Raw genomic sequence first — 23750 nt, 5'->3', positions numbered from 1 at the left:
CTTTGGCCGAATGAGTTGATCTTGATGGTTTGAGGGTGCGGCTGTTCTGCTGGCCTCTGGGTCCAGCGTGGGGTCCACCCCAGCCTGCACGTGCCGTCAGAGGGCGCTTCCGGGGGTCGAGGCGGCGTCGCCGGCGCGGCGGGTGGCCGCGCCGGCGACGGTCGGGTGGCTACCGGTCGATGCCCAGGTAGCGGGCGACGTGTACGACGATGTCCTGGGTGTACGGGGTGAGTCGGTAGAGCCTCTTGGCCAGTACCTCGGTGGCGGCGGTGGCCAGGTTGGCGAGGTTGTCGAGGTTGGCCGGGTTGTTTCTGATGTCGGGTTCGAGGGTTTGGATGAGGTCGTAGACGCTGTTGAAGCCTTCGCTTTGCAGGGCCTTCGTCAGGGACGCGGGGGCGTTGGGGGTGGCGGCGGCGGGGTCGAGGAGACGGCTGACGAAGGTGACCCGGTGGAAGACGCGCCAGCAGGGTGGTTTCTGGTCGGCCTGGTTGGCTTGGCGCAGAGCGGCGGCCTGGGGTGAGGTGGCGAGCCAGAGCGGATCGACGATCTTGCCGTAGAAGTCCTCGAAGTTGTCCTTCGTGACGTCGAGGTAGAAGGTCATGAAGCGGTAGGCGTCGACCCGGCCGGGGGCGGTGACGGGATTGTTGGTGGCGGGGTCGTAGATGGCGTCCCCGCTGTCGGTGTAGCGCTGGAGGTCCCGGCCGCCGGTGCATCCGACGTCGAGCCCGAACGTCTTCGCGGCGGCTTTCGCTCTGGTGCGGGTGACGCTGCTGCCGCCGGACATGCTGGCCTCGAAGCCGATCTTGGTGCCGCCTGCGGCTCCGCCGATCTCGAACATGCCGCCGCCGCTGATGGTGCCCTTGACCGAGTAGGACCCGCCGGTGGTTTCGGTCACGCTGTCGGTGGTCTCGGTGGATTCGGCGAAGAAACCGCCGCCGGCGGTCCAGACGTAGGTGTTGGCCAGGTTGCGCCGGGCAGAGGCTTTGCTGGCGATCTCCCTGGCCTTCTCGGCGGTCCGGTCGGGGGCGTGGGTTTCGGTGGAGACCGAGTCGTAGTAGCTCTGCAACTGTTGGGCCTGGCGTTCGATGCGGCGTTTGAGGGCGTACGCCTCGCGGGGTTTGAAGTAGCTGTACTCGGCGCCGTCACCGGCGCTGGGATAGTGGGCGGGGTCCGGGAAGGAGCCGGCCAACCCGAAGCCGACGAGCCCGTCGAGGGTGCCCTGTTTCGTGTAGAACGGGTTGATCTGGAATTCGATGATGTTCCAGTCCCTGGGGATGTCGGGGTTGGGCATCATCCGGTAGGCGACCAGCGCGCCGGTGTGTTCGAGGCGCAGCGCGAAGACGTCGGCGGTCTCGGACTGGACGAAGGCGTAGCCGGTGTTCGCTGGTACCCACCGCTGGCCGACGGCCGGGTTGAGCGGGTGGTCCGGGTCCTCCCACGCGCCGCTGAGCGCGACGCTGCTGGTGCGGGTGGTGTTGCTGCCCTCGGAGACCTCGGCTTCGCTGGTCCAGCCGTTGGAGAAGTCGAAGCTGAGGGCGAGGTTGCCCTCCATGGACAGTTTGGCGAGGGGCTGGGCGGTGCCGATTCCGAGGGGGGCGGTGATGTTGAGGATGTCGGCCGAGACCTCCCAGGAGAACTTCAGCTTGGCCGAGACGTCCATGCTGATCTCGCGGCTGGACGACAGGGTGTTGGTGACCTCTTCGGCCTGGATGAAGGAGACGGTGGCGGCGTCGACGTAGTCGTCGGTGCCGGGACGCTTGACGAGGTTCTCGGAGGGGACCGGGGGTGCGCCCTCGATGTAGCCGACGAGTTGCGGGTCGAACTGGGCTTGGCCGACCCACTTGCTGATTAGGTTACCGATCTTGTAGCCGGTGATCAGGTACCAGCGGCCGTTCTGCTGGTAGGTGTAACAGCGTTTCATCACTCCCCGCACGCCTCGGTCCGGGATCCGCTGGGCGTCGGCGTACTCGGCCACCGCAGGGGCGGCGCTGATGAGGTCGTGGAACGCGGTGCGGATCCCGGTCAGTGCCGAGCGGACCTCGGCGGTGTCGGTGGAGACGGGCGCGGTGGAGAGCACGATGGCCGGCTCGCTGCCGGCGGCGGTGGTCAGGTTGTTCCCACGCGGCCCGGCGTCCAGGACCGGGGCGCCGGTGACGGTGGAGACGGCGTCGAACTGGTAGTAACAGACGAGATCCTCGGACTCCCCGCGCAGCCGCGTGAAGACGTTGTCCAGGACCTGCTCGCCGGTACGGGCGGTCTGCCACACCCGGATCTCGTCGAGGGTGCCGGCGAAGCCGTCGCGCATGGTGGTGTCGGCGGTCATGACGCCACCGACGGTGAACTGCTCGGGCCCGTAGCCGGCGGTCACGGCCGTGTCGGTTGCCGGCACCGGGTCGGCGGGGGTCGAGTCGCCGTTGTGGTAGAGCCGGAACGTGTTGCCGTTCGGGTCGGGTGTCTTGACCCAGGTGACGCCGTGCAACCGGCCGGTGTAGGTGCCGGTGACGTCGATGGTGTTGTTCCCGGCGCCTTCCGGGAACTTCCACTGGGCGACCAGGCCCGGGGTGCTGTCGGTGACCGTCGCGCCGATCTTGGCCGCCTCCCGGGCGATGTTCCACAGCCGGACCTCGCTGATCGCGCCGCGAAGCCCGTATCCGGTCTTGCCGCTGCGGTACCGGCCGATGTCGAGGACCCCGTCGTTACCTGTCGGGGCCGGGCCGGTGAGGGTGGTGCTGCCTGCCGCCGCGCCGTTGACGTAGAACGTGATGTCCTGCGCGTTGGAGTTGCCGGCGTTGGCTCTGCGGGTGACCGCGACCCGGGCGAACACGCCCGCCTGCAACCTGGTCGACGAGACGGCGACGCCTGGCTGGGTGGCTGAGGTGTTCTCGTAGGTGAAGACCAGCGCCCCGTCGTGCTGGACGTAGAAGGCGTACGGGACGGTCCCGCCGGCACCGTCAGCCAGCCCGCCCTTGCAAACGAGCCCCTGGTTGTTGCCCAACGCATCGAGCCGCAGGGACACCTCGATCGTCAGGTCGTTCACGATGTTGAGGGCGTCGGCGCGGGGGGTGTCCAGCCAAGCGGCGCCTCGAGGCGCAGCGCCCAGTCCTGTTCGAACGCCGCCACGAGGTGGCCCCACTGCCCGGCGGGGTAGGCGTCGCGGCTGCGGACGAGCTGGTCGCCGACCCCGGCGAATATCCGGTAGCCGGGCAAGTTGGAGGCGACGAGCCTGGGGTTGCCAGTGATCGTGGCGTCGTTGCCGCGCCCGGTCCGGTCGGTGGTCTGCCGGCCGGGGAAGGTCCAATAGCCGAGTAGGCCGGTTTCCCTGCCGGTCAGCCGACGGTCCTTGTTCGCCTTCACCTCCTCGACGGAACGAGCGCGTCCCCAGACCCGTACCTCGTCGACCTGTGCGTACGCCCTGTTGCCCCCGGCCTGAGCGATCAGCAGTTTGCCGGTGCCGGCGAAGTGCCCGGTGGCGGGACGGCGGGCGACCTCCACGCCGTCCCGGTAGACGATCTGGGTGCGGTTGGTGCCCTCCCGGTCGTACACGCATGCCCAGTGGTGCCAGTTCTGGTCGCTGTAGGAGGTCGAAACGTCCACGTCATCGTTCCAGAAGGCGAAGGTGAAGGCGTTGCTGTCGCGGAACCCGATGTGCAGGCTCTGGTCCGTCGTGTTCGTGGTGCCGAGCCCGACGATGTAGTCGGACCGGCCGCTTGCCAGGCGCTTGATCCAGAACTCCACTGTGAAGGACGTGCTGGTCAGGTCGATGCCGGTGCCGCAGTCGAGGGAGTCGCCGCTCCCGTTGAACTCCAGCGCCGACAGGTAGGGCGCGTTCGACACGCCGAGGGTGTACCGGGTGGCCGGGGTGCCGGGCAGGTTGGCGTGCAGGATGCGGCTCTGCGCGCTGGCGAAGCCCGGGTTGGCCCAGGCCTCCAGGGTGAGGTCGCCGGCCATCGCCGCCCGAGCACGTTGGGCGGCCGGGAGGGCGAGCCGCTTGGTGCCGTCGAAGGAGAACGCCCGCCCAGGGGCGTTGCCCCGCCAGTGGTTGCCCCGGCCGGCAACGACGTCGGCGGCCGTGCCGTTGGGTACGGCGTCCGTGGCCGTACCGGCATCGACGGCGACGATCAGCGAGCCGGCGTCCAGACGCGCCCCGGGGCGGCTGGAGGTGGCCGAGGCGTAGTCGTAGACGACCGTGCGCACCTGCGCACCCGCCCCCACCGTGCCCGGATTCGTGGTCAGGGTGAAGCTGGAGACGGCGGGCACGGAGTCCCGCACCTGGTAGACCGCCCCGGCCACCCTGACCTTGGTGCCCGCCGCCAGTGCTGCGGGCAGTGGTGCGGCCAGGGTCACGGTGTTGCCCTGGATCGAGACGACCGTGCCCAGCAGGTCCCCGGTCGGGGTGCCGGTGAGCGCGGCCGCGAACTGGTCCGCGCGTCGGGGCACCCCGTTGAACGTCTCGGTGTAGGTGGTGTTGTTCGCCGTACGGGTGACCGTCACCGTGCAACGGGCGGCGTCCGGCCCGGCGGAGACGACGATACCCAGCTCGGACAGGGCAACCCCGGTGTCCCGGCTGGTCAGCGCCAACCGCCCGGACGGGAACGTGAGCTGCTTGGCCGCCCGGGAGGCGGTGACGTCGTAGTAGACGGAGAAGAACTGGCCGTCGACACCACGGAAGTACAGCACCACCTCGCCGGTCGAGCTGTCGAGCAGAGCCGGGGTGTTCCGGCTCCACGCGAACGCCAACACCGCGCCGAAGACGCTCAGGCCGATGCTGTCGACCGCGACCACCGGCATCGCCAGCGTCACGTCGTCACCGCCCTGTAGCCCGCCGCTGAGCGCGGCCAGCGCGGCCTGCCGCTCGGCCAGCACCGTCCGGTCCCGGGCCAGCTGAGCCGTCGCATCATCCCGAGAACGCAGTGCGGCGTTGTAGGGCGCGGCTGCCATGCCCAGCAACGCGAGCAGGCCGTCCGCCCGACCTGAACGTTCGTGGGGCCAGACGAACGATCCCTCGTCGTAGCAGTAGCCGGAATTCACGAAGGCCCAGTACCTGTTGTTCCAGTACTCGTATCCCGGCTGGGCGTCCCGTACCGCCTGGTCTGCCAGGTCGAGGAGATGCTGGTCCGCGATCAGCTTCGCCTGCGCGGCCGTGACCGCCTCCTGGGCAGCGCTGAGCATATCCATATCTTTCGTCGGGTCGGGACGCCCGATGGTCGACAGCACGACCGAACGGGGCACCCGTGCAAGCCGACCGTCAGCGGCGAGAGCCAGATCGAGGGTAGCCAGCAGCGGATCACCGCCCGGCGCGGCCGTCTCGACCGTCGGGCACGCCAACAGGACCCGCGCCTGCCTCTTCGCCGGGCTCGGCTGGTCGGCGTAACCGGCGACCGTCTCCTCCTGCTGGAAGTACAACACCGCCGCCACCCCCGAGGACAGGGACCGGCCCGCGAAACCGAACGTCTCCCGGGACAGCCCTGGGCTGTCCCCGACCGGCGCACCCGAGGTCACCCACACCGCGCCGCCCCGGACTGTGCCGTCGAACCCGTTGTCGGTGTGGTCGGCGACGCTGCTTCCGGCACCCTCGTCGAAGCGGTAGTAGGCGACGAGACCCGGTTCGACCCCGGCGAGACGGCGGCGGAAGTCGCGGGCCAGGTCGCCGACCGGCCGCGCCTGGCTCCAGATCCGCACCTCGTCGATGTCACCACGGAAGAACTCGGCGGCACTGGTCCCCGACCGTCGGGCGCCGACATACGACGCCACCCCAGAGGAGGAAGGAGTGAACGACATCGCTCCGTTGGCCACCTCGACGCCGTCGACGTACAGCCGCCCCTTGACCGGCGTGTCGCCGCCAAACACCGCCGCGACGTGGGAATAGCGGTTGAGAGGCACTGTTCCATCCGGCGCGCTGATCGTGTTGCCGGTGCCGGGATGGGTCAGCACCAGCGCCCTAGCGGAGGTCATGCGCAGCGTGAACGACCCGGCCTGCGCCCCGTCCCCGGCGGCCACGATGGCCCCGCCAGCGGCGGCCGGGTTGACCCACGCCTCCACCGTGTACGCGCCCTGCAACCGCGCACTCGGCGCACTGCCCAGATCGAGGTGGTCGTCCTGGCCATCCAGGCGCAGCGCGGTCCCCGCCCGGTCGGTCGGCAGCGGCACCGGCACCAGCGGCTTATTGGTGAACGGGTCCGCGCCGGGCTCACGCTCCAGCACGGAGCCGGCGTACCTCGGGTCCGGACTGGTGTAGAACTGGGTGCCGGCCAGGTTGAACAACCCGTCGTCGGCTCGCTCGACGTTGAACCCGTCGATCCGGCCGGTCACCTTGTTCACCGCGAACAACTGCCACCGCATGACATCGTTGACCTGAGTGGGCAGCAACAGCACGGCGATCTCACCGTCCGCGACATTACGGACGAAGGACAACTTGCGGGTCGGCTCGTAGAACGGTTTGCCATCCAGATCCCTGGTGCCCAGGGTATCGCTGCTGGACGCGGGCGAGGTCTTGCTCCGACTGCGCCGGTACCGCACCTCCAGCACCGGCTTCACCGTCGCGCCCACCTGCACGAAGCGGTCGCACAGGACGGTGCTCGACACCAACGGCACCTTCGCCCCGCCCACCTGGGCGTAGTCTGTCCGGCTCGCATCCCCGGAAGCACCGCCACCGGCGAGCCGGAACAACGCGTCCGGGTGCGTCTCGTCGACCGACTGGCGGAACAGCATCAGGTACCGGCCGTCCGACACGACCTGGAACGGCGCCTGACCACCCAGCCGGGCCGTGGTGGACAGAAACGGATCCAGGTCCTCGGCCTGGAGTTGCAGGCCACCGTCCACCTCGGCCCGCCCGCCCAGCCGCACCGCCGGCACGCCGACCGTCTCGCCCACACCGAAGCCGACCTCGGTGACCTCACTCGGGAAGGTGAGCAACGGCGGATTGTCGTCCCAGTACGAGCTGTCGATCTCACCCCGCTCGCGGCTGCCCAGGTCCAGGTTCAACACGCTGTAGTAGATACGCCGGGAGCCGTCCATCGCGAACGCCACCGTCGTACCCTGGTGACGCACCATGGTCGTGTACACGTAGTTCCTGTCGCTGTACACCCTGACCAGATTCTTGTTCGCCATCCCCATCCTCGACTCGATGAATCCCGCACGCGGGAACAGAAACTGCGGATTGGCCCGGACGCACACTGAACCGACCGTTGCCGGGAACGCCGACAACGGAAGTGCGTGATCACCGATCCAGGATCCGGGTAGAGCCACGACGATTCGACAGCGACTTTCGGGGCCCGTTCCACGACACGCCCCGCCCAACAAGCAACAGTGCGGGATCCTGCGCGACAGATTCCGCACGGGTTACTTCGGAACAATGGGAATTGCAGATCCGCAAGTCCGACGGTTCGACTCTTGCCGCGCCCACCGGGCGCCCACTGAACTGCCACCAGGGCTCACCCGACCGCACGAATCCCGCCGTCGCAGGAAACGTCGGGCCGACCGACCGGTGTCGCCAATCCGACATCGCGTGGCATTGCGAAAGAGTGGTCGACGACACCCGCCGTCCAGCCCGAATTCTCACCCTTTCTCGAAGAGCGGCATCGCCAATTCTCAGGGGCCGTGAGAAATACGTCAAGAGGCTCAGTGACGAACGCGCCACTGAGCGTTAGTCGAATGGCCTGGAGTCAGACATAGTGGCCTGTCCGGAGATATCGGGCAGGCGCGGCATCCGGCACATCGCGCCGACGCTGGTTGTCGAATCCCGCGCCAATCACCGGTGCCCGGCGGCGGCCCGGCACACCATCTGGGCACGCCTCGACCTTGGGGACACCCGTGGCCCGGAGCAGGTCGTTGGCGATGGTCCGCAACAGCGGGACGACGATCGCGCCGGAGAACCCCATGTCCTGCCGGCACGCCTCGTCGGCCCCCCGCCGTTGATCATCGGCGCGGACCCAGCAACGCAACGTCTCCCGGTTGACCCCGAGATCGTCAGCGATCTGCGCGATCGTCGCACCAGGCCGAGACCGGTACAACGCCACCGCGTCGGCCTTGAACTGCGCTGGTAGTGCTTGTTCACCATCTGTCAGGGACTCCTGATCTCCCCGGACCATCACGATCCAAGGTTCAAGTGTCCAGGACCAGGGGGCAACGCCCGTCGCGCGGAGAGGTCCGGGCTTGGTCGGCGGGGAGGCTCGTGCGGGGGTTTGGCGGGGCAGGATCTCGTGATGTGGTGCGGGGGTCGTGCTCTCCGGCTGGTCATCGGGTGGCCACGGCCCAGGTTCCCGGCCGGGTCCAGCGGATCGCGAGCACGCTGAGCCGGGCGAGGTTGACGGCGGCGGCGAGGAGGCTGAAGTCGGCGGCGATCTTGGTGCGGCCGCGCATCCGGGCGCGTCCGCCGCCGTGGCGGTGTCGCATCAGGTGGGCGAGTTTGCGTCGAATTTTCGGCCGGGTGGCCCGGTAGTCGGCCCGCCGGGCGGGGTCGGTGCTGGCGGCCCGGGCTCGGGCCGGCAGCCGTTCGTGGCGGCCGACCGCGACCTTCCGGCCGGATTTCGACGTGGTGCACCGCGCGGCCAGGGGGCAGGTGGCGCAGGCGGTGCCGAGGTCGGCGGTGCCGTCACCGGCACGGTTCCGGCGGATCGGCACGGTGGTCTGGTTCGGGCAGGTCACCGTGTCGGCGTCGAGGTCGATGCCGAGGGCGTCTTTGGTGAACCGGCCGCCCGCGTTGGTCGCCGGCTGGGTTTCGACCGTGGCCTCGGTACCGGCGTCGTCCAGCTTCTCGAGGAACTCCGCAGCACCGTAGGCGGCATCACCGTAGACGGCTGGCCGGTCCTGACCGCCGTCCTGCCCGCTCTGGCCGTCCTGCCCGTCGGTGTCGTCCTGCCCGTCGGTGTCGTCCTGCCCGTCGGTGTCGGGCAGCAGGTCGATGAGCAGGTCAGCGGCGGTCTGCGCGTCGCCCTGGTTGCCCGCGCTCACCTCGGTCGCGGTGATGATCTCGCTGTCCGGGTCGGCGGCGATGTGGCCCTTGTACCCGTCGAAACCCCGCGCCGAGGTCTTGTGCCCGTGCCGGGCCTGCGGATCCACCGTGGAGATCACCCGATCGGCCCAACACCACCCAGGCCCCAACCCCAAACACCTCACTTAACCTAGATCGGCTTGTTCGCTGACGTGTCTGCCTGAGCCGAATGTGTGGGGACATACCACCGGACTGTGGTGCCCGAGCACGTTGATTCGGTGCAGCACCAGGAGCAGCATCTCTTGCGTCGCAGAGAACGACGGCGCAGAGAGGCAATTATGAGCGAACCGATTTCTCCGAACGGCCCGGTGAAAGTAGCCATTACGGTGGACGACTTCCTGCAGTGGAAGATGGTGCCGTTTCCGACCGGATACAGCGCTGAGCGCGTGGTGTCGTCATTGACCTCGGCATTCGCTGATTTCGGGATCACCGATTGCTATGCGTTCTTCAGCACGGGTCCTATGGAGCAGGATCCGAGTCTGCGCGAGCAAGTCGAAGCGTGGTGTGCGGCAGGGCACCACGTCGGAAACCACACGCACAATCACGCCAGCCCCGATTGGGTACCGGCCAGTGCATTCACTGCAGACATCAAACTCTCCGAGGACTATATCGGCAGCTTCATCGAGGCGGCTCCGGTGAAGTACTTCCGGTATCCGATGGACATGTGGGGCGCCGAGGCCGAAAAGGTTGCCGACATTCACCACTTCTTGGCCAAGGAGAACTACATCCCGGCGCCGGTCAGCTACTGGTTCTATGACGCTCAGTTCGTTGCGCCGTACTGGCGGGCAGTCGAGAGCGCGGACTCCGACGCGGCCGCTTGGCTGGTGCGGACTTACGCAGAAACGGCGGTCGACCAGCTCCGGCGCCACGCGGCGGTTTCCCGTGAGATGTTCGGCCGCGACCCGATCTTCATCTCGGTTTTTCACGGTACGGCTGTTACGTCCGATTCGGTACGCCCGATGCTTGAGGCTCTGGTCGCGGCCGGAGTCGAGTTCGTATCGCTCGAAAAAGGGATGCGGGATCCGTTGAACGCGCTCCCAGCACCAATGCACACCCGCCTCTTCCGAAACAGCACCCAGAAGTGGGCCGACCACCTCGGTGTCTCCTTCGAGGGGACTCCGCCGTTGGAGACGTTGTCCAGGATGGAGGCGGTCAGTCCGCGCGAGGGGATGTCCTACGAGGATGTCTTCGGCGCGATGCGCAACCACGCCGCTAAGGAAGTTGGCGGCACAGTTGCTGGCGGCGAGTTCGACTGGCAGAGCGCGGTGCGGCCGATCCATGACTGACCGGCCAGCACACCCGTTCGTTGCGCCCCCTGACCGGGTCGCTGTCGTGATGGCTGCATCAGGTGCAGCCATGACCTATCGTGAACTCGCCGACGACTCGGCTCGGTTGGCCAATGTTCTCCAAGGAGCCAACCTCCCCGAGGGTAGTCCGATCGCGATCCTCTTGGGGAACTGCCCGGAGTACTTCGTGGCGTACTGGGGCATCCTCCGAGCCGGCCACCGCGTCACGACGCTCAGTACTCAACTGACACCAGATGAAGCCGCCTACATCGTGGGGGACTGCCGTGCGAGCGGCGTAATCGTCGGCACGGACTTCGAAGGCACAGCGGCGAGGCTCGCCGAGATCGACCACCTGAAACTCAGGCTGGCAGTAGGGACGGGGCTGGTCGATGGGTACCGGAACATGCGGGAGGCCCTTGCCGGGGTCTCGACTGAACGCCCGGACCGGGAGCGGCTAGGGAACGAGCTGCTCTACTCGTCGGGCACTACCGGGGCTCCCAAGGGTATCTGGCGGCCGATCGATCCGAACGCAGCCATCGACGAGCGGACGTTCTCCTTGGCATCGGTGTATGAGACGGAATTTGGCTTCGAGGACGGCGATGTCTACCTGAGTCCGGCGCCGCTGTACCACGCAAGCCCGCTGCGGTTCTGCGTCGCGACGCACGTGCTGGGCGGCACGGTTGTGGTACAGGAGAAGTTCGACGCCGAGGGAGCACTCAAGGCGATCGAGCAGCATCAGGTGACTCACAGCCAGTGGGTCCCGACGATGTTCGTCCGAATGCTGCAGCTGCCCTCAGAAGTTCGGCACGCTTACGATCTTTCGTCGTTGCGCGTGGCCGTTCACTCGGCTGCACCCTGCCCGGACGCAACCAAGCGTGCGATGGTGTCATGGTGGGGCCCGATCCTTTGGGACTTCTACGGCGCCTCGGAAGCCATCGGTCGGGCGTTCCTCGACCCGCAGGAATGGTCCGAGCGACCAGGATCGGTAGGGCGACCTGATCCGGAGCTGGTGCGGATCTGCGACGAGAGTGGTGCCGCACTCGAAGCTGGCCGGGTCGGAACGATCTACTTCAAGTGCGTGCGCCCCTTCGAGTACTTCGGTGACCCGGAAAAGACCGCTCGTTCCCGTCACCCAGAGGATCCGGAGTGGGTCACCGTTGGGGATGTTGGGCGATTGGACTCCGACGGGTACCTCTATCTCGCCGATCGGCAGTCCTTCGTGATCATCTCCGGCGGTGTGAACATCTATCCGCAGGAGGTCGAGAACGCGCTGGTTGGCCATCGCAAAGTGGCTGACGCAGTGGTGGTCGGCCGCCCCGACCCTGAGTTCGGCGAGTCCGTCGTGGCCTTCGTAGAGCCGGAGCCGGAGTTCTATGCCGACCCCGAACTGATCGAGGACATTCAAGGTCGGCTCCGTCGGACGTTGGCTCGCTTCAAACACCCCAAGTGGATTGAGGTGGTCCCTGAGGTGCCCAGGACGCCCGGTGGCAAGCCTGATGTGGCCGCACTGCGCGAGCTGGCAAGTCGATTGTCCGCTGCGCCGGCATCCGAGGCGCCGGACGTGGACGGCGGGGCAGCGGCAACAAGTCCCGTCGGGCGGTCGGCCCGGTGGGACAGTGGTCCGATCCTGGTCGATGATCGTGACGGTGTCCGGACAATCACCTTCAATCGTCCTGAGGTTCACAACGCGCAGAATCTCGAGATGTTGCGTGAGTTCGATGCCGCGATCGACGAGGTGGCAGCCGACCGCTCTGTCAGGGTGTTGGTGATCGCGGGCGCGGGGCGGAGCTTCTGCTCGGGCCACGACCTTCGGATGATGGGCGAGGACAAGACCTACTTCAGCAACTTTTCCAAGGTGGAGACTCGCAAGGAGCAGGAGAAGCGTTGGTTCGTCGACCCGGTTGCGAAGCTCCGCCACTTGCCGATACCCACCGTGTGTCGAATCCAAGGTCACTGTTTGGCTGCCGGACTCATGTTTGCCGCGGCGACTGACTTTGTCGTTGCGGGCGAGTCCGCGATATTCGGGTCGCCGATCCTGATGCACATGGGGGTCAACGAGGCCGAGGTCCCCAACTTCGCATCGAAAGTTGGCGAGAGCTGGGCCAAACGGGTGTTCTGGTTGGACGAGCGACTGTCGGCCGAGCAAGCCCGGCAGGCGGGTCTGGTGACATGGGTTGTCCCGGACGATGACCTTGACTCGAAGTTGGCGTGGCTCATCGAGCGGCTCCTGCGTGCGCCTCGCCAAGCGTTGGAACTGTCCAAGGAGAGCCTGCAGTATCTGGCGGACCTCCGGGGGGAGGCGCAGTTCCATACATTCCATTTCATGTCGCACCAGATCAGTCATGCGACTCACGAAGCGGGCGAGATTCTCAACGAGCGTCTAGCCCGCCTGGCGAAGTCCGAATCGGTGATCCCCGACCACGAATCGAGGTCATCTGGTGGCGGCTCCTCTACGTCTAGTGGTCCTTCTGTGAATTGTGACAAGGGAGAGTAGGCACAGGTATGAGATATGCAAGATTGGCGATCGCCGCTGCGGCGGCGATGGTCCTCCTGACAGCATGCGGTGAGAATGGTCCTTCCGGGAATCGTGGCAGCGATGCTGACGTTGCAGCCGTTGTCGCGCAGGCCAAGAAGGCAACCGAGGCCAACTTCGCCGGCACGGACCGTGAGCTTCCCGAGTCCGGGCCGAAGGCGGTACCCGGCAAGAAGGTCTGGGCGATTGCATGCTCACTCCAAGGTTCTGGATGTGCGCTGCCCGCCAAAGGTGCCGCGGCAGCAGGCAAGCACCTGGGCTGGGATGTGAAGGTGGTCGATGGCAAGCTCGATCCCAAGGTCTACAACCAGCAGATTCGAGCAGCCATCGCGGACAAGGCTGACGCGATCATGCTGTTCTCGGTGGACTGTGCAGCGACAAAGGGAGCCATTTCGGAGGCCAAGGCGGCTGGGGTCGTCGTGTTCGGCGCCAACGCCCTCGATTGCGACGACAAGTTCGCAGGCGGCGGCGAGCGGATGTTTGACGGCTATCTCCCGTGGGGCGAGAACCTCGACACCTATGGTCAGTTCCTGAGCACGGTGGTCGGACCGGCAATCGCCGACTGGGTGATTGCAGAGACCGACGGTAAAGCCTTTGTGGTGGAGCTGAAGCAGGACGACCTGGCTGTTACGCGCCATGTCGGCGAGTCGTTCCGGGCTCGCATGGCAGAGTGCTCGACGTGCACGGTCGAGTCGATCCCGTACACCTCTGGCGACATCTTCAGCGGCAAACTGCAGGGCAAGACTGCGGCCGGGCTCTCGAAGTTCCCGAAGGCCAATGTGGTGATGTCGCCCTTGGATGCCAACATCCCGGTTGGTGTGGGAGCTGCTGTCGAGCAGGCCCGGAAGGCGGGTCGCTCCGACCTCCTGTTGGCCGGCCACGAAGGTAGCCCGTCGTCACTCAAGCTGCTGCGGTCGGGTGTGCAGAACTTCGCAGTCGGTCGACCGATGACCTGGCTGGGCTGGGCTGCCGCCGACTCCTTGAACCGACTGTTCGCCGGCGGGGACGTTGTCGACTCGGGTATCGGTATCAAGTCGATGGACTCCGACAGCGTCCCGGACGTCGAGGAGTACGACGGCAACGCCGGTGCCGACGCCTACCAGCAGAACTACATCAGAATCTGGCAAGGCAAGTAACAGTGCGGTCGAACGACTACATACTGCGGGTCGGTGCTCTGTCGAAGACATACGGCGCATCACGCGCTCTGGCTGAGGTGGACTTCGACGTCGCCCGAGGGAGCGTCCACGCCCTCGCGGGCGGAAATGGGTCCGGCAAGTCCACCTTGATCAAGGTGCTCGCTGGAGTCGTCCGGCCGGACCGGGGTGGCCACGTGGCCACCCCGGTCCGGAGCGAGCCGGCCGACCAGATCACGCCGTCGGTCTCCCGGCAGTTGGGGCTTCGGTTCGTTCATCAGGACCTTGGCCTCTTCGAGGACCTGTCGGTAGCGGACAACTTGCTGCCGGTTCTCGCACCGGGGGACAGCACGGCAGGCTTCCTCGGTCGGCAGTCGCTGCGTCAGCGGGCCAGGTCCATCCTCGACCGGTTCGAGCTGGATATCGACGCATCTCGGGACCTGCGTGAGTTGCGGCCTGCCGAGCAGACGCTGGTTGCCATCGCGCGCGCCCTCTCCGACTTCGAGGTGCCGTCCGGCGGGGTCGCGGACGGGGTCTTGTTCCTCGACGAGCCGACGGCTCGTCTTCCGCATGGCGAGGTGAGTGAGTTGTTGGAACGCCTGCGTGGGTACGCCAGCCGCGGGCACAGCATCGTCTTCGTCTCACACCGACTGGACGAGGTACTCGACGTCTGTGATGCGGTCACAGTGCTGCGCGACGGCGTGAAGGTGCTCGATAGCCCGGCGGCAGATCTGGCCCGACCCAAGCTCGTAGAGGCGATCGTCGGCCGACAGGTCGACAGCACGAACGTCCGGGCAGGGAGGGCGGACGCTGAGCATCGAGAGGTACTCTCGGTGTCCGGGCTTCTCGGGGGCCGCTCCGCGGAGTGGACCTGCAGGTCGGGGCCGGTGAGGTCGTCGGCGTCGCAGGCCTGGTCGGAAGTGGCCGGACCAGTCTGTTGGAAACGATCGCGGGTTTGCACCCGCACCTTGGCGGCTCGGTGAGGGTTGCCGGTCGAGAACTGTCGGGCGCTGGCTTTCGTACGATGCTGGCCAACGGGGTCGCTTACGTGCCCGAGGATCGTCTTCGTCTGAGTCTGTTCCCGGAAATGTCGGTATCGGACAATATCGTACCCAATGCGCTGCATCGCTACACCCAATCGGGAGTGTTCCGACCACGGAAGGCGAGCCGGGCCGCAGCGCGGGCGCATGCCCAGTACGGCGTCAAGTCGCCCGGCTTGGATGCGTCGGTCTCTGCCCTCTCAGGAGGAAATCAGCAGAAGGTCGTCATCGCGCGCTGGTTGTCGTTACTGCCGCGAGTGCTGCTCCTGGACGAGCCCTCTCAGGGTGTGGATATCGGGGCTCGGGCAGACATCTATCGCCTTATCGGCGCCGCTGCCGAATCGGGCGCCGCGGTTATTGTTGTCAGTTCCGACATCGAGGAACTCCTGGGGCACTGCACCCGGATTGTGGGCCTTCACGAAGGCGCCATTTCCTTCAGCAGGCCGACCGAATCACTCGCACGCAGCGAACTCATCAATCTGGTTTACGAGATGAACGAGAAAGTAGACCTCCGATGAACCAACGGACCGAAGTCCCCGGGCACGAGGCATCACGCGTGTCAAAGACGGTTGAAATCCCATCTAGGCAGCTGTCGGGGGCCAAGGCAGCGGTGGTCGACTTCCTGTCCAAATACGCACTCGTCGCCGGCTTGGTGGGCCTGACGCTCTACTTCGCTATCTCTCCGCAAACGTCCGAAACGTTCTCAAGTTGGACGAATGTTCAGACGATCGTGGCCAGCGAATCCGTTGTCGGCATCGTCGCGCTGGCCGCATTGGTCCCCTTGGTGGCGTTCCGCTTCGATCTGTCCTTGGGGGCAAATGTCACAGTGTCGGCGATCGCGACGGCTCACGCCGTCGCTAATTGGGAGGTTCCAACGGCCGTTGGCGTCATCATCGGGATCAGCACTGGGGCATTAATCGGTCTCGTGAACGGTTTGCTGGTGTCGCTCTTCCAAGCCAACTCGCTGGTGATCACGCTGGGCACAGCGACGCTTCTCAGCGGGTTGAGCGCACTATTCTCGGGGTACGACATCATCCTCGGCGTGTCCGACTCCATGACGGACTTCGGGGCGACGTCCTTCCTGGGCATCCCGAAACCAGCATGGTTGCTGCTGATCTGCGTCCTGGCGGTGACGGTGCTGTTGCGGTACACCGTCGCTGGTAGGCAATTTTCCCTCATCGGCTCGAACGAGAAGGCGGCCAAGCTGGTCGGCGTTCCGGTCTCGGGGAGGGTGGCGTTCAGTTTTGTGGTCGCTGGTGCTCTCGCCGGGGTTGCCGCGGTGCTGTTGGTCTGCCGTACCGGATCGGCTTCGACTGGGATCGGCGAAGGATTCATGCTGCCGGCGTTGGCAGCAGTGTTCCTGGGGTCGACCACGATCAAGCCGGGGAGGTTCACCGTCGCCGGAGCGATCGTCGGCGTCTTCTTTGTTGCGGTTGCTGTCAACGGCTTGACACTCGCAGGCGTCGATGACTGGGTCGAGCCGACCTTCACCGGCGCCGTGGTCGTGGTGGCTGTAGCACTCTCGGCGGTTCTGATGGCCCGGAGTCGTGGTGCACGGCTGTGACGGATGTCAGGAAAGGCACTGGAAGTGAAACTATCGCACTCGTGGTCCAAGGCCACGCCGTTGTTCGATGATGAGCACTTGGTGTCGTCGGCGGGATTGGCGCCGGTGATGGCGCTGGCCGAGCAGGCCGGGTTCTTGGAACTGGTCGACGGCCGGGTCGGGCTCGGCCCGACCCGGGTCGCCTCGGCGGGGGTGAACCCGGCGGGAGGGTGTCCTCGACCATCGCGGGGATGGCCGCCGGCGCGGACAGCATCGACGACCTGCAGGTGATCCGCTCCGGGGGATGAAACGGCTGTTCGGCGGGGTGTATGCGCCGGCCGCGCTGGGACAGTTCCTCCGCGAGTTCACCCACGGCCACAGCCTGCAGCTGGCCTCGGTAGCGCGGGCGCACCTGGTGAACCTGGTGCAGCGGACCGACCTGCTGCCCGGGATCGAACAGCGGGCGTTCATCGACATCGACTCGCTGCTGCGCCCGGTGTACGGGCACGCCAAGCAGGACGCCAGCTTCGGGCACACCAAGATCACCGGGTAGAGCAGCGGCAGCACCTCCGAGCCCTTCGGCGACTTCCGGGACCACGCGGGCAGGATCGCCGAGGAGAACCGCTTCCGCTGCCCGGTGGCCTCGTCGCCCCGGTTGTCGTTGACCCGCGGCGCGCACACCGGGATCGCGCCCGCCGCCGTGGTCACCTCCCGCGGCTCGTGATGACCCTTGCGGACCACCAGCGTCGCGGACCACCAGCCGATGGCCGTGCTCGTCGACCTCCTCGCGGAACGCCTCGACGTACGCGGCGACCTCAGCCTCCAACGCCGCGGCCAGCATCTGCCGCGCGCCGTCACGCACGATCTCGTCAAGCAACGACCCACCGGCCGGCTCGTTGGACGCCGCGGCGTCGAGGACTACTTTGAGCATGGGTGCACATTCCCGAGCCGGCGCGCCAACGCCGACCCTGATCAGACTGTTACTGGGCTTCGATCTTGCTCGGGAGGTGCGCCCGCTTCATGTCACCTCGCCGAGAGCCATTTACAGGTTCTGATCATTGCTCGTCTGAATCTGGAGCAGGGCAGGCGTCCTTGGGGCGAAGAAGTCGTTTCCTTGGTCGTCGATTACGACGAAGGCGGGGAAGTTGTCGACCCGGATCTTCCACACGGCCTCCATGCCGAGGTGTTCGTAGTCGATGACTTCGACGCTCTTGATGCAGTCCTGGGCCAGCCGCGCGGCCGGGCCTCCGACGGATCCGAGGTAGAAGCCCCCGTGTCGGCGGCAGGCGTTTGCCACCGTCTGAGACCGATTGCCCTTGGCGAGCATGACCAGCGATCCACCGGCCGCCTGGAACTCCTCCACGTAGGTGTCCATGCGCCCTGCCGTGGTGGGACCGAAGGATCCCGCGGCCATCCCGTTCGGTGTCTTGGCGGGGCCGGCGTAGTAGACGGGGTGGTCGCGTAGATATCCCGGCAGCGGTTCGCCTGCCTTCAAGCGGGCGCTGATCTCGGCGTGCGCGAGGTCGCGCGCGACGACGAGTTCACCAGACAACGACAGTCTGGTTCCAACGGCCAGTCCCGACAGCTTGGCTCGGATCTGGGTCATAGGCGCTGAAACATCCACCGCCACGACCTCCCCGACGAGGTGGGCGTCGGTCACCTCGGGCAGGAAACGAGAGGGGTCCTCCTCAAGCTTCTCCAGGAATACGCCCTCGGCCGTGATGCGACCAAGGATCTGCCGATCTGCCGAGCATGAGACCGCGATCGCCACGGGGCAGGAGCCTCCGTGTCGCGGGAGCCGGACTACTCGCACGTCGTGACAGAAGTACTTGCCGCCGAATTGTGCGCCAATGCCGAGTTGGCGAGTGATGGAGAGGATCTGTTCTTCCAGGTGGAGGTCGCGGAAGCCGTGGCCTGAGGGTGAGCCCGAGGTGGGCAGTGTGTCCAGGTACCGGGCAGAGGCCAGCTTCGCGGTCTTGAGCGCGTACTCGGCGGAGGTGCCGCCAATGACGACTGCCAGATGGTACGGAGGGCAGGCCGCGGTTCCGAGAGCACTGATCCGCTCGGTGAGGAAGGAGAGAAGTCTCTGCTCGTCCAGGAGTGCTCGGGTCTCCTGGAACAGGAAGCTCTTGTTCGCGCTGCCGCCGCCCTTGGCCATGAACAGGAACTCGTAGGTGTCGTGGCCCTCGGCCAGGATCTCGATCTGTGCAGGCAGGTTGTTGCCCGTGTTGACTTCGCGGTAAGTGGTCAGCGGCGCGAGCTGTGAGTAGCGAAGGTTGAGCGTCTTGTATGCGTGGTGGATGCCCCGGCTGAGATGGCGCGCGTCCCGTCCGTCGGTGAGCACACGGGACCCCCGCTGCCCGAACACGATCGCAGTGCCGGTGTCTTGGCACATCGGCAGGATGCCCTGGGCCGAGATCGCGGCGTTGCGGAGAAGGTCTGTGGCGACGTACTTGTCGTTCGCGCTGGCCTCAGGATCGTCGAGGATATTCCGCAACTGCTCCAGGTGCGAGGTGCGCAGCTGATGGGAAACGCGGGTGAACGCGACGTCGGCGAGCCGGGCGAGGGTGAGGTCCGACACCTTCAGGAGTGTGTCCCCACAGCGATCGACCACCTCCGGTGGCGGTGCGTCGATGGCGACGAACTCCACCGTATCCTTGCCTCTGGGCAGGATCGGCGTGTAGTCGAAGTCCGGGTCGTCGTAGTCGGGCCTCGTAGCGAGCGGTCCAGGTTCAGTCGCCATCGAACGTCCTGTCGTTCTTGCGGTGCCGATCCAGGATCGACTGGGCGCGGATGACGACGGGCGCATCCACCATCTGCCCGGCCACGGCCGTCACGCCCTGTGAGGCGTCCAGTACCGCGACGGCCCAGGCGACCTCCTCCTCGGTGGGGAGGAAGGCGACCTGAGTGGGTGCGACCTGGCTGGGATGGATGCAGAGTTTGCCACCGAACCCCAGCTCGCGTGCATGCGTGAGGTCTGCACTGAGCGCCTCGCTCTCGGTCAGTCGCGTGGTGACGCCGTCGATCGGCGCGGGCAGCCCGGCGGCCGCGCTGGCGTAGACCAGCTGAGAGCGAGCGAACTGTAGCGCGGGTTGTGACGCCGGATCCACTCCGATGTTGGCGGCGAAGTCGACGTTGCCGAAGACCAGGCCGGCAACTCCGGTGGCCGCGATCTCGTGGGCAGCCGCGAGCCCGAGCGGAGTCTCGATCAGGGCCAAGGTGGGGGAGTCACACGAGCTCACGAAGCGGCTGACATCGCCCGCGTCCTCACACTTCGGTAGCAGGACGAAGCTGGCACGCCCGGAGACCATGCGCAGGTCCGGTTCGTGCCAGGCGGTGCCGACGCCATTGACTCTGACGATGGCTTCGCGCCCGCTAGCCAGCCAAGCCGCGGTGGACTGGCGGGCGCCTTGCTTCGAGGCCTCGGCCACTGCGTCCTCGAGGTCGACGATCACGTGGTCGGCGCCGGCGGCGGACGCCTTCGTGAAGCGGTCGGGTCGATCACCCGGTACGAAGAGGAGAGCTCCGCTCGGCGCGGACGGATCGGTTGTCAAAGACGCCACCTTCGGGATAGGCATGAATCCACGAAGTATGCATGATCTGTTGCTGTCACGCATAGTGTCGGCTAGCGTGGTGGCCAGCACAAGGGTCGAAGGAGCATCGAGATGATTGACCTGCAGGGCTGGGTCGCGATCGTGGCCGGCGGTGCGAGCGGCATTGGGCAAGCCCCGCGGAGCGGTTGGCCGAGTTCGGGGCCGGTGTCGTGATCGCGGACCCGGATCTCGAGGGCGCCCAGCGGGTGGTCAAGCCGATGGAAGTTGCCGGAGGAAGCGCCGACGTCGTTCGCGACGACGGACGTCACCCAGATCGTTGCCGTCGCGCCGGAGCGGTGCGGCTGCGATGTGCTGTCCTGGAACGCCGAGGCGCCGGTGGTGGCGTGGACCTGCCGTTCGGCGGCTGGAAGGGCGGCGGGGCCGGCCGTGAGAAGGGGTTCGAGCGCCTGGCTGGCTACAGTCAGACCAAGGCCATCGCGGTGGGGACGCGATGACCGGGCTGCCACTGGCCGGCGTCACCGTTGTCTCGTGTGAGCAGGCGGTGGCTGCGCCGTTCGCCACTCGTCAGCTGGCGGACCTCGGGGCACGTGTCATCAAGGTCGAGCGTCCCGGCAGCGGAGACTTCGCGCGAGGCTACGACGAGACGGTTCTTGGCATGTCCAGCCACTTCGTCTGGCTCAACCGCTCGAAGGAGAGCATCGCCCTCGACCTCAAGCAGCCGTCAGCACTGGACGTCATGCACCGGCTCATCGACCGCGCCGACGTGTTCGTCCAGAACCTCGCGCCTGGTGCTGCCGAGCGGCTGGGCCTAGGAGCCGACGCGCTTCGGGCGCGCGATCCGCGGCTCATCACCTGCTCGATCACGGGCTACGGCACCAGTGGGCCCTACCGCCATGCGAAGGCCTACGACCTGCTGATCCAGTCGGAGACCGGACTGGTCTCAGTCACCGGAAGCGACGATGCACCCGCCAAGAGCGGTATCCCAGCGGCCGATATCGGCGCCGGCATGTACGGGTTCGCAGGGATTCTGTCCGCCCTCTATGACCGGGAACGCACAGGCGAGGGCACCAAGCTGGACATCAGCCTCTTCGACTCCCTCATCGAGTGGATGGGCTACCCGCTGTACTACACGCGATACGGCGGAGCGGCACCCAGCCGCACCGGCACCAGCCACGCGGCCATCGCTCCGTACGGCACCTACGCCTGCGCCGATGGCCAGAAGTACGTGCTGTCCATCCAGAACGAGCGAGAGTGGAAGGCGTTCTGTGACGTCGTGCTCGACATGCCCGAACTGGCAGAAGACTCGCGCTTTGATACCGGCAGCCGCCGAGTGAGCAATCGCGTCGAGCTCGATACCCTCATCAACCAGCAGCTGTCTCGGATCGACGGGGCCACCTTCGCTGAGCGACTCAACAGTGCACGCATCGCCAACGCGCGACAGCGCGAGGTCGCCGACGTCATCGACCATCCCCAGCTCACCGCGCGCCATCGGTGGCGCGAAATCGGAACGCCTGCCGGCCCCATCCAGGCGACGCTGCCCGCGATCACCGTCGAGGGCCGCGAACCGCGAATGGAGCCGATCCCCAGCGTCGGCCAACACACCCACGACCTGCTCGAAGAACTGGGGTACAACGCCGTCGACATCCGTGCTCTCAAGAGGGATGGGACGTTCTGAACAAACACCAGAGCATCGCCGGGTATAATCTGCCCGGATGGTGCCTCATCAAGGCGGACGAAGCGATAACCGTGGTAAACACTGCGACCAAGCGGGACGTGATTGTCGATGGGCTGCGACGGCTCATCGTCTCGGGCGAGCTCGAACGCGGGAGCCGCCTGCCGCAGGACGAGCTCGCCAAGAGGTTCAACAGCAGCATTACCCCGGTGCGCGAGGCGCTGCGCGTCCTGGAGGCAGAAGGTCTCGTCGTATCAGCGCCGCATCGTGGGACCCGGGTTGCAGGGATCGACCTCGACCGGGTGAAGGCCACCTATATCGTGCGTCGTCTGACTGAGAGTTATGCCATGCGTCGTGCCGCCACCCGGTTCAGCCTCCGCGATATCAAGCGGGCACAGGAACTACTTCTCAAGATCGAGGATGCGGCTGCCGCCGGCAACGAGCTTCGCGTCCGACAGGCGAATCGCGACTTTCACTTCTACTTCTATGATCGTAGCGGAATCCCTGGGCTGTCGGACCACCTCGCCTTGCTATGGGCGTCATTCCCGTGGGATCTCGTGATCGGCGCACCCGACCGTGCTGAAGCCTCCAGGAAGGAGCATCACGCCATACTCGAGGCGGTGCGCGCTGGCGATCCAGACAGGGCTGCCGCAGCCGTCGAGACGCACATCGCTCACGGGTTCCTCCCGATCGCTCGCCGCATTAGCGGCGAGGATGTTTTGGATCCATTCGATCCGGACACCGATTGAAGGCGACTGCAAGAGTGGCGGAGACGACAGATCGGTGGAGCTTCTATCGCGAGTGGATAGAAGCTCAGGGCGATGTTGTCTTCGAACGTCTGGTCGATCTGCTTACGGAACGCGTTCCGAGGATGGTGCCCAATGACGTCGATCGGGCGCTACTGAGGGCATCTGTCATGTCACATCTGCCGTCGTTCCGGAGCTTTGGTTTGGTGGCTCGCCCTCGGAGGTGGGCGATACCGAAGCCGGCTCGCGCGCTCGTCATCGCTCAGGCGGACAGCGGCGCACCGCTGGAGTCGCTGCTGATGGCATACGAGATCGGCAAGGTCGAGATCTGGAAGGCGTTCCTGGAAGCCGTGCGGGCAGAGTCCCACGAGGCGCTGTCCGCGGACCTCCGGCTGGCGTTGCTCGAGGTCGTCATGAGTTGGACCTCCGACTACCTCCAGGACATCAACGCGCAGGTCGTCGAGATCTACTCCACGAGAACGGCTCATCTGAGCAACCGCGAGGGTGCCCAAGTCCGTGAAACGCTGGACAATTTCATCGCTGGAGACATTGACGTCGCGCACGCTGAGAAACTCCTCGGATACTCGATCGCCAGCTGTGCCCACGTCGCCTTTGTCGTCGCTACCGCGCCGGACCTTCCGGCCGGTCGATTGGACGCTGCGGTCTCCCATGTTGCGAGCATGCTGGGCGGTCCATTCCTGGCATTGGCCCTGGGTGCCCGGTCTGCGTTGGTGTGGGTCACGGTGCGCGAAGGTTCCTGGACAGCATTCGGGTCACGGCTGCCGTCGCGTCCACCCGAGGGGGCCATGGTCGCACTCAGCAGTGAGCAGTATGGCGCCGTCGGGTTCCGACGTGTTCGGGAGGAGGCGCTCAGTGCCGCGCCTCTGCTGGAGGCCAATCCATCCGCATCGCCGCTGTGCTTCCCTGATGTCGAGGCCGAGACGCTGGCGCTTCAGGACCACCAGGCAGCGCGACGGTTGGTTCATCGGCAACTCGGCGCTCTACTCCACCAGTGGCCGGCCGGTCTCGACCTGATCCAGACAGTCCAGGTCTTCTTGGAAACCGGAGCCAGCCCGACGCGGACCGCCCGCCAGCTCCACTTGCATCCAAACACGGTGACGCAACGGCTCAAGAAGTTCGAGAAGGTCCGTGGTCGGCCGACCGAAGTCGGAGACCTCCCGCTCTGGCTCGCGCTGAGGCTTGCGCCTATGGTTCGCCTCGACCACGCGGCTGACGACTTCTGACCGGGAAGCT

General features: G+C 66.3%; 16 protein-coding genes and 2 pseudogenes. 11 read left to right on the top strand and 7 right to left on the bottom strand.

All coding sequences use genetic code 11. The features are described 5' to 3' along the window. Positions 1 to 169: 169 nt before the first annotated feature. The 4 genes from JD77_RS29750 to JD77_RS29735 all read right to left on the bottom strand — a co-directional run bounded on the left by JD77_RS29750 (position 170) and on the right by JD77_RS29735 (position 9069). Entirely contained in the window at positions 170 to 3037 is a 2868-nt protein-coding gene (locus tag JD77_RS29750) for a laminin G domain-containing protein (protein WP_246141105.1), read from the bottom strand. Further along, positions 3034 to 7107 (bottom strand): LamG domain-containing protein, encoded by a 4074-nt coding sequence (locus JD77_RS29745; RefSeq protein ID WP_145777144.1) that lies wholly within the window; start codon positions 7105 to 7107, stop codon positions 3034 to 3036. Before JD77_RS29745 ends, JD77_RS29750 begins: the two co-directional genes overlap by 4 nt. A gap of 554 nt (positions 7108 to 7661) precedes the next feature. Beyond that, positions 7662 to 8087, bottom strand: coding sequence for a transposase (locus tag JD77_RS35825; protein WP_145777845.1), 426 nt, complete (start codon positions 8085 to 8087; stop codon positions 7662 to 7664). A 145-nt stretch (positions 8088 to 8232) separates the two neighbouring features. Then, positions 8233 to 9069 (bottom strand): transposase, encoded by an 837-nt coding sequence (locus tag JD77_RS29735; protein ID WP_145777143.1) that lies wholly within the window; start codon positions 9067 to 9069, stop codon positions 8233 to 8235. Between the two features lie 198 nt (positions 9070 to 9267). Between JD77_RS29735 and JD77_RS29730 the strand changes: the two genes are divergently transcribed. The 7 genes and pseudogenes from JD77_RS29730 to JD77_RS32605 form a co-directional block, all read left to right on the top strand. Then, positions 9268 to 10275 carry a polysaccharide deacetylase family protein gene (locus tag JD77_RS29730; RefSeq protein WP_145777142.1) on the top strand — a complete coding sequence of 336 codons (1008 nt, stop codon included), beginning with the start codon at positions 9268 to 9270 and terminating at the stop codon, positions 10273 to 10275. Then, the gene (locus JD77_RS29725) at positions 10172 to 12769 is read left to right on the top strand and encodes an AMP-binding protein (RefSeq protein ID WP_342799670.1); all 2598 of its coding nucleotides are present in this window, start codon (positions 10172 to 10174) and stop codon (positions 12767 to 12769) included. Before JD77_RS29730 ends, JD77_RS29725 begins: the two co-directional genes overlap by 104 nt. A 23-nt stretch (positions 12770 to 12792) precedes the next feature. Continuing rightward, positions 12793 to 13944, top strand: coding sequence for a sugar ABC transporter substrate-binding protein (locus JD77_RS29720; protein WP_170286602.1), 1152 nt, complete (start codon positions 12793 to 12795; stop codon positions 13942 to 13944). A gap of 2 nt (positions 13945 to 13946) precedes the next feature. After that, positions 13947 to 14924 carry an ATP-binding cassette domain-containing protein gene (locus JD77_RS29715; protein WP_145777139.1) on the top strand — a complete coding sequence of 326 codons (978 nt, stop codon included), beginning with the start codon at positions 13947 to 13949 and terminating at the stop codon, positions 14922 to 14924. Then, entirely contained in the window at positions 14807 to 15499 is a 693-nt protein-coding gene (locus JD77_RS29710; RefSeq protein WP_145777138.1) for an ATP-binding cassette domain-containing protein, read from the top strand. Before JD77_RS29715 ends, JD77_RS29710 begins: the two co-directional genes overlap by 118 nt. Positions 15500 to 15591: 92 nt before the next feature. Then, on the top strand, positions 15592 to 16545 hold the full coding sequence (locus JD77_RS29705; protein ID WP_170286601.1) for an ABC transporter permease: 954 nt from the start codon (positions 15592 to 15594) through the stop codon (positions 16543 to 16545). Between the two features lie 218 nt (positions 16546 to 16763). Further along, positions 16764 to 17074: pseudogene (locus JD77_RS32605) on the top strand (IS1380 family transposase); the annotation flags it as partial. Here the strand turns inward: JD77_RS32605 and JD77_RS35820 are convergent. From JD77_RS35820 to JD77_RS29690, 3 genes and pseudogenes are all read right to left on the bottom strand, one after another. Next, positions 17074 to 17455: pseudogene (locus JD77_RS35820) on the bottom strand (IS256 family transposase); the annotation flags it as partial. The pseudogenes JD77_RS32605 and JD77_RS35820 sit on opposite strands and share 1 nt — an antisense overlap. A gap of 111 nt (positions 17456 to 17566) precedes the next feature. Further along, positions 17567 to 19267 (bottom strand): FumA C-terminus/TtdB family hydratase beta subunit, encoded by a 1701-nt coding sequence (locus tag JD77_RS29695; RefSeq protein WP_145777136.1) that lies wholly within the window; start codon positions 19265 to 19267, stop codon positions 17567 to 17569. Further along, on the bottom strand, positions 19257 to 20078 hold the full coding sequence (locus JD77_RS29690; protein ID WP_246141103.1) for an HpcH/HpaI aldolase/citrate lyase family protein: 822 nt from the start codon (positions 20076 to 20078) through the stop codon (positions 19257 to 19259). The genes JD77_RS29695 and JD77_RS29690 overlap by 11 nt, the downstream gene beginning before the upstream one ends. Positions 20079 to 20263: 185 nt before the next feature. Here JD77_RS29690 and JD77_RS29685 point away from each other — a divergent pair, with 185 nt between their 5' ends. The 4 genes from JD77_RS29685 to JD77_RS29670 all read left to right on the top strand — a co-directional run bounded on the left by JD77_RS29685 (position 20264) and on the right by JD77_RS29670 (position 23740). Beyond that, complete coding sequence (locus JD77_RS29685) at positions 20264 to 20572, top strand: hypothetical protein (protein WP_145777134.1); 309 nt, start codon at positions 20264 to 20266, stop codon at positions 20570 to 20572. Next, the gene (locus tag JD77_RS29680) at positions 20569 to 21753 is read left to right on the top strand and encodes a CaiB/BaiF CoA transferase family protein (RefSeq protein ID WP_145777133.1); all 1185 of its coding nucleotides are present in this window, start codon (positions 20569 to 20571) and stop codon (positions 21751 to 21753) included. The genes JD77_RS29685 and JD77_RS29680 overlap by 4 nt, the downstream gene beginning before the upstream one ends. A gap of 71 nt (positions 21754 to 21824) precedes the next feature. Continuing rightward, positions 21825 to 22499 carry a GntR family transcriptional regulator gene (locus tag JD77_RS29675; protein WP_170286600.1) on the top strand — a complete coding sequence of 225 codons (675 nt, stop codon included), beginning with the start codon at positions 21825 to 21827 and terminating at the stop codon, positions 22497 to 22499. A gap of 14 nt (positions 22500 to 22513) precedes the next feature. Next, positions 22514 to 23740, top strand: a complete 1227-nt coding sequence (locus JD77_RS29670; protein ID WP_145777131.1) for a PucR family transcriptional regulator — start codon at positions 22514 to 22516, stop codon at positions 23738 to 23740. The last annotated feature ends 10 nt before the right edge of the window (positions 23741 to 23750 follow it).

The organism is Micromonospora olivasterospora, assembly GCF_007830265.1.
Lineage (GTDB): Bacteria > Actinomycetota > Actinomycetes > Mycobacteriales > Micromonosporaceae > Micromonospora > Micromonospora olivasterospora.
Note: the sequence above shows the minus strand (reverse complement) of the source record. Positions and strands in the feature narration are given on the sequence as shown.

Coding starts and splice junctions, on each gene's coding strand:
- JD77_RS29745 (WP_145777144.1), bottom strand. CDS start 7,107: ATGGCGAACAAGAATCTGGTCAGGGTGTACAGCGACAGGAACTACGTG.
- JD77_RS35825 (WP_145777845.1), bottom strand. CDS start 8,087: ATGGTCCGGGGAGATCAGGAGTCCCTGACAGATGGTGAACAAGCACTA.
- JD77_RS29730 (WP_145777142.1), top strand. CDS start 9,268: ATGAGCGAACCGATTTCTCCGAACGGCCCGGTGAAAGTAGCCATTACG.
- JD77_RS29725 (WP_342799670.1), top strand. CDS start 10,172: ATGTCTTCGGCGCGATGCGCAACCACGCCGCTAAGGAAGTTGGCGGCA.
- JD77_RS29695 (WP_145777136.1), bottom strand. CDS start 19,267: ATGGCGACTGAACCTGGACCGCTCGCTACGAGGCCCGACTACGACGAC.
- JD77_RS29680 (WP_145777133.1), top strand. CDS start 20,569: ATGACCGGGCTGCCACTGGCCGGCGTCACCGTTGTCTCGTGTGAGCAG.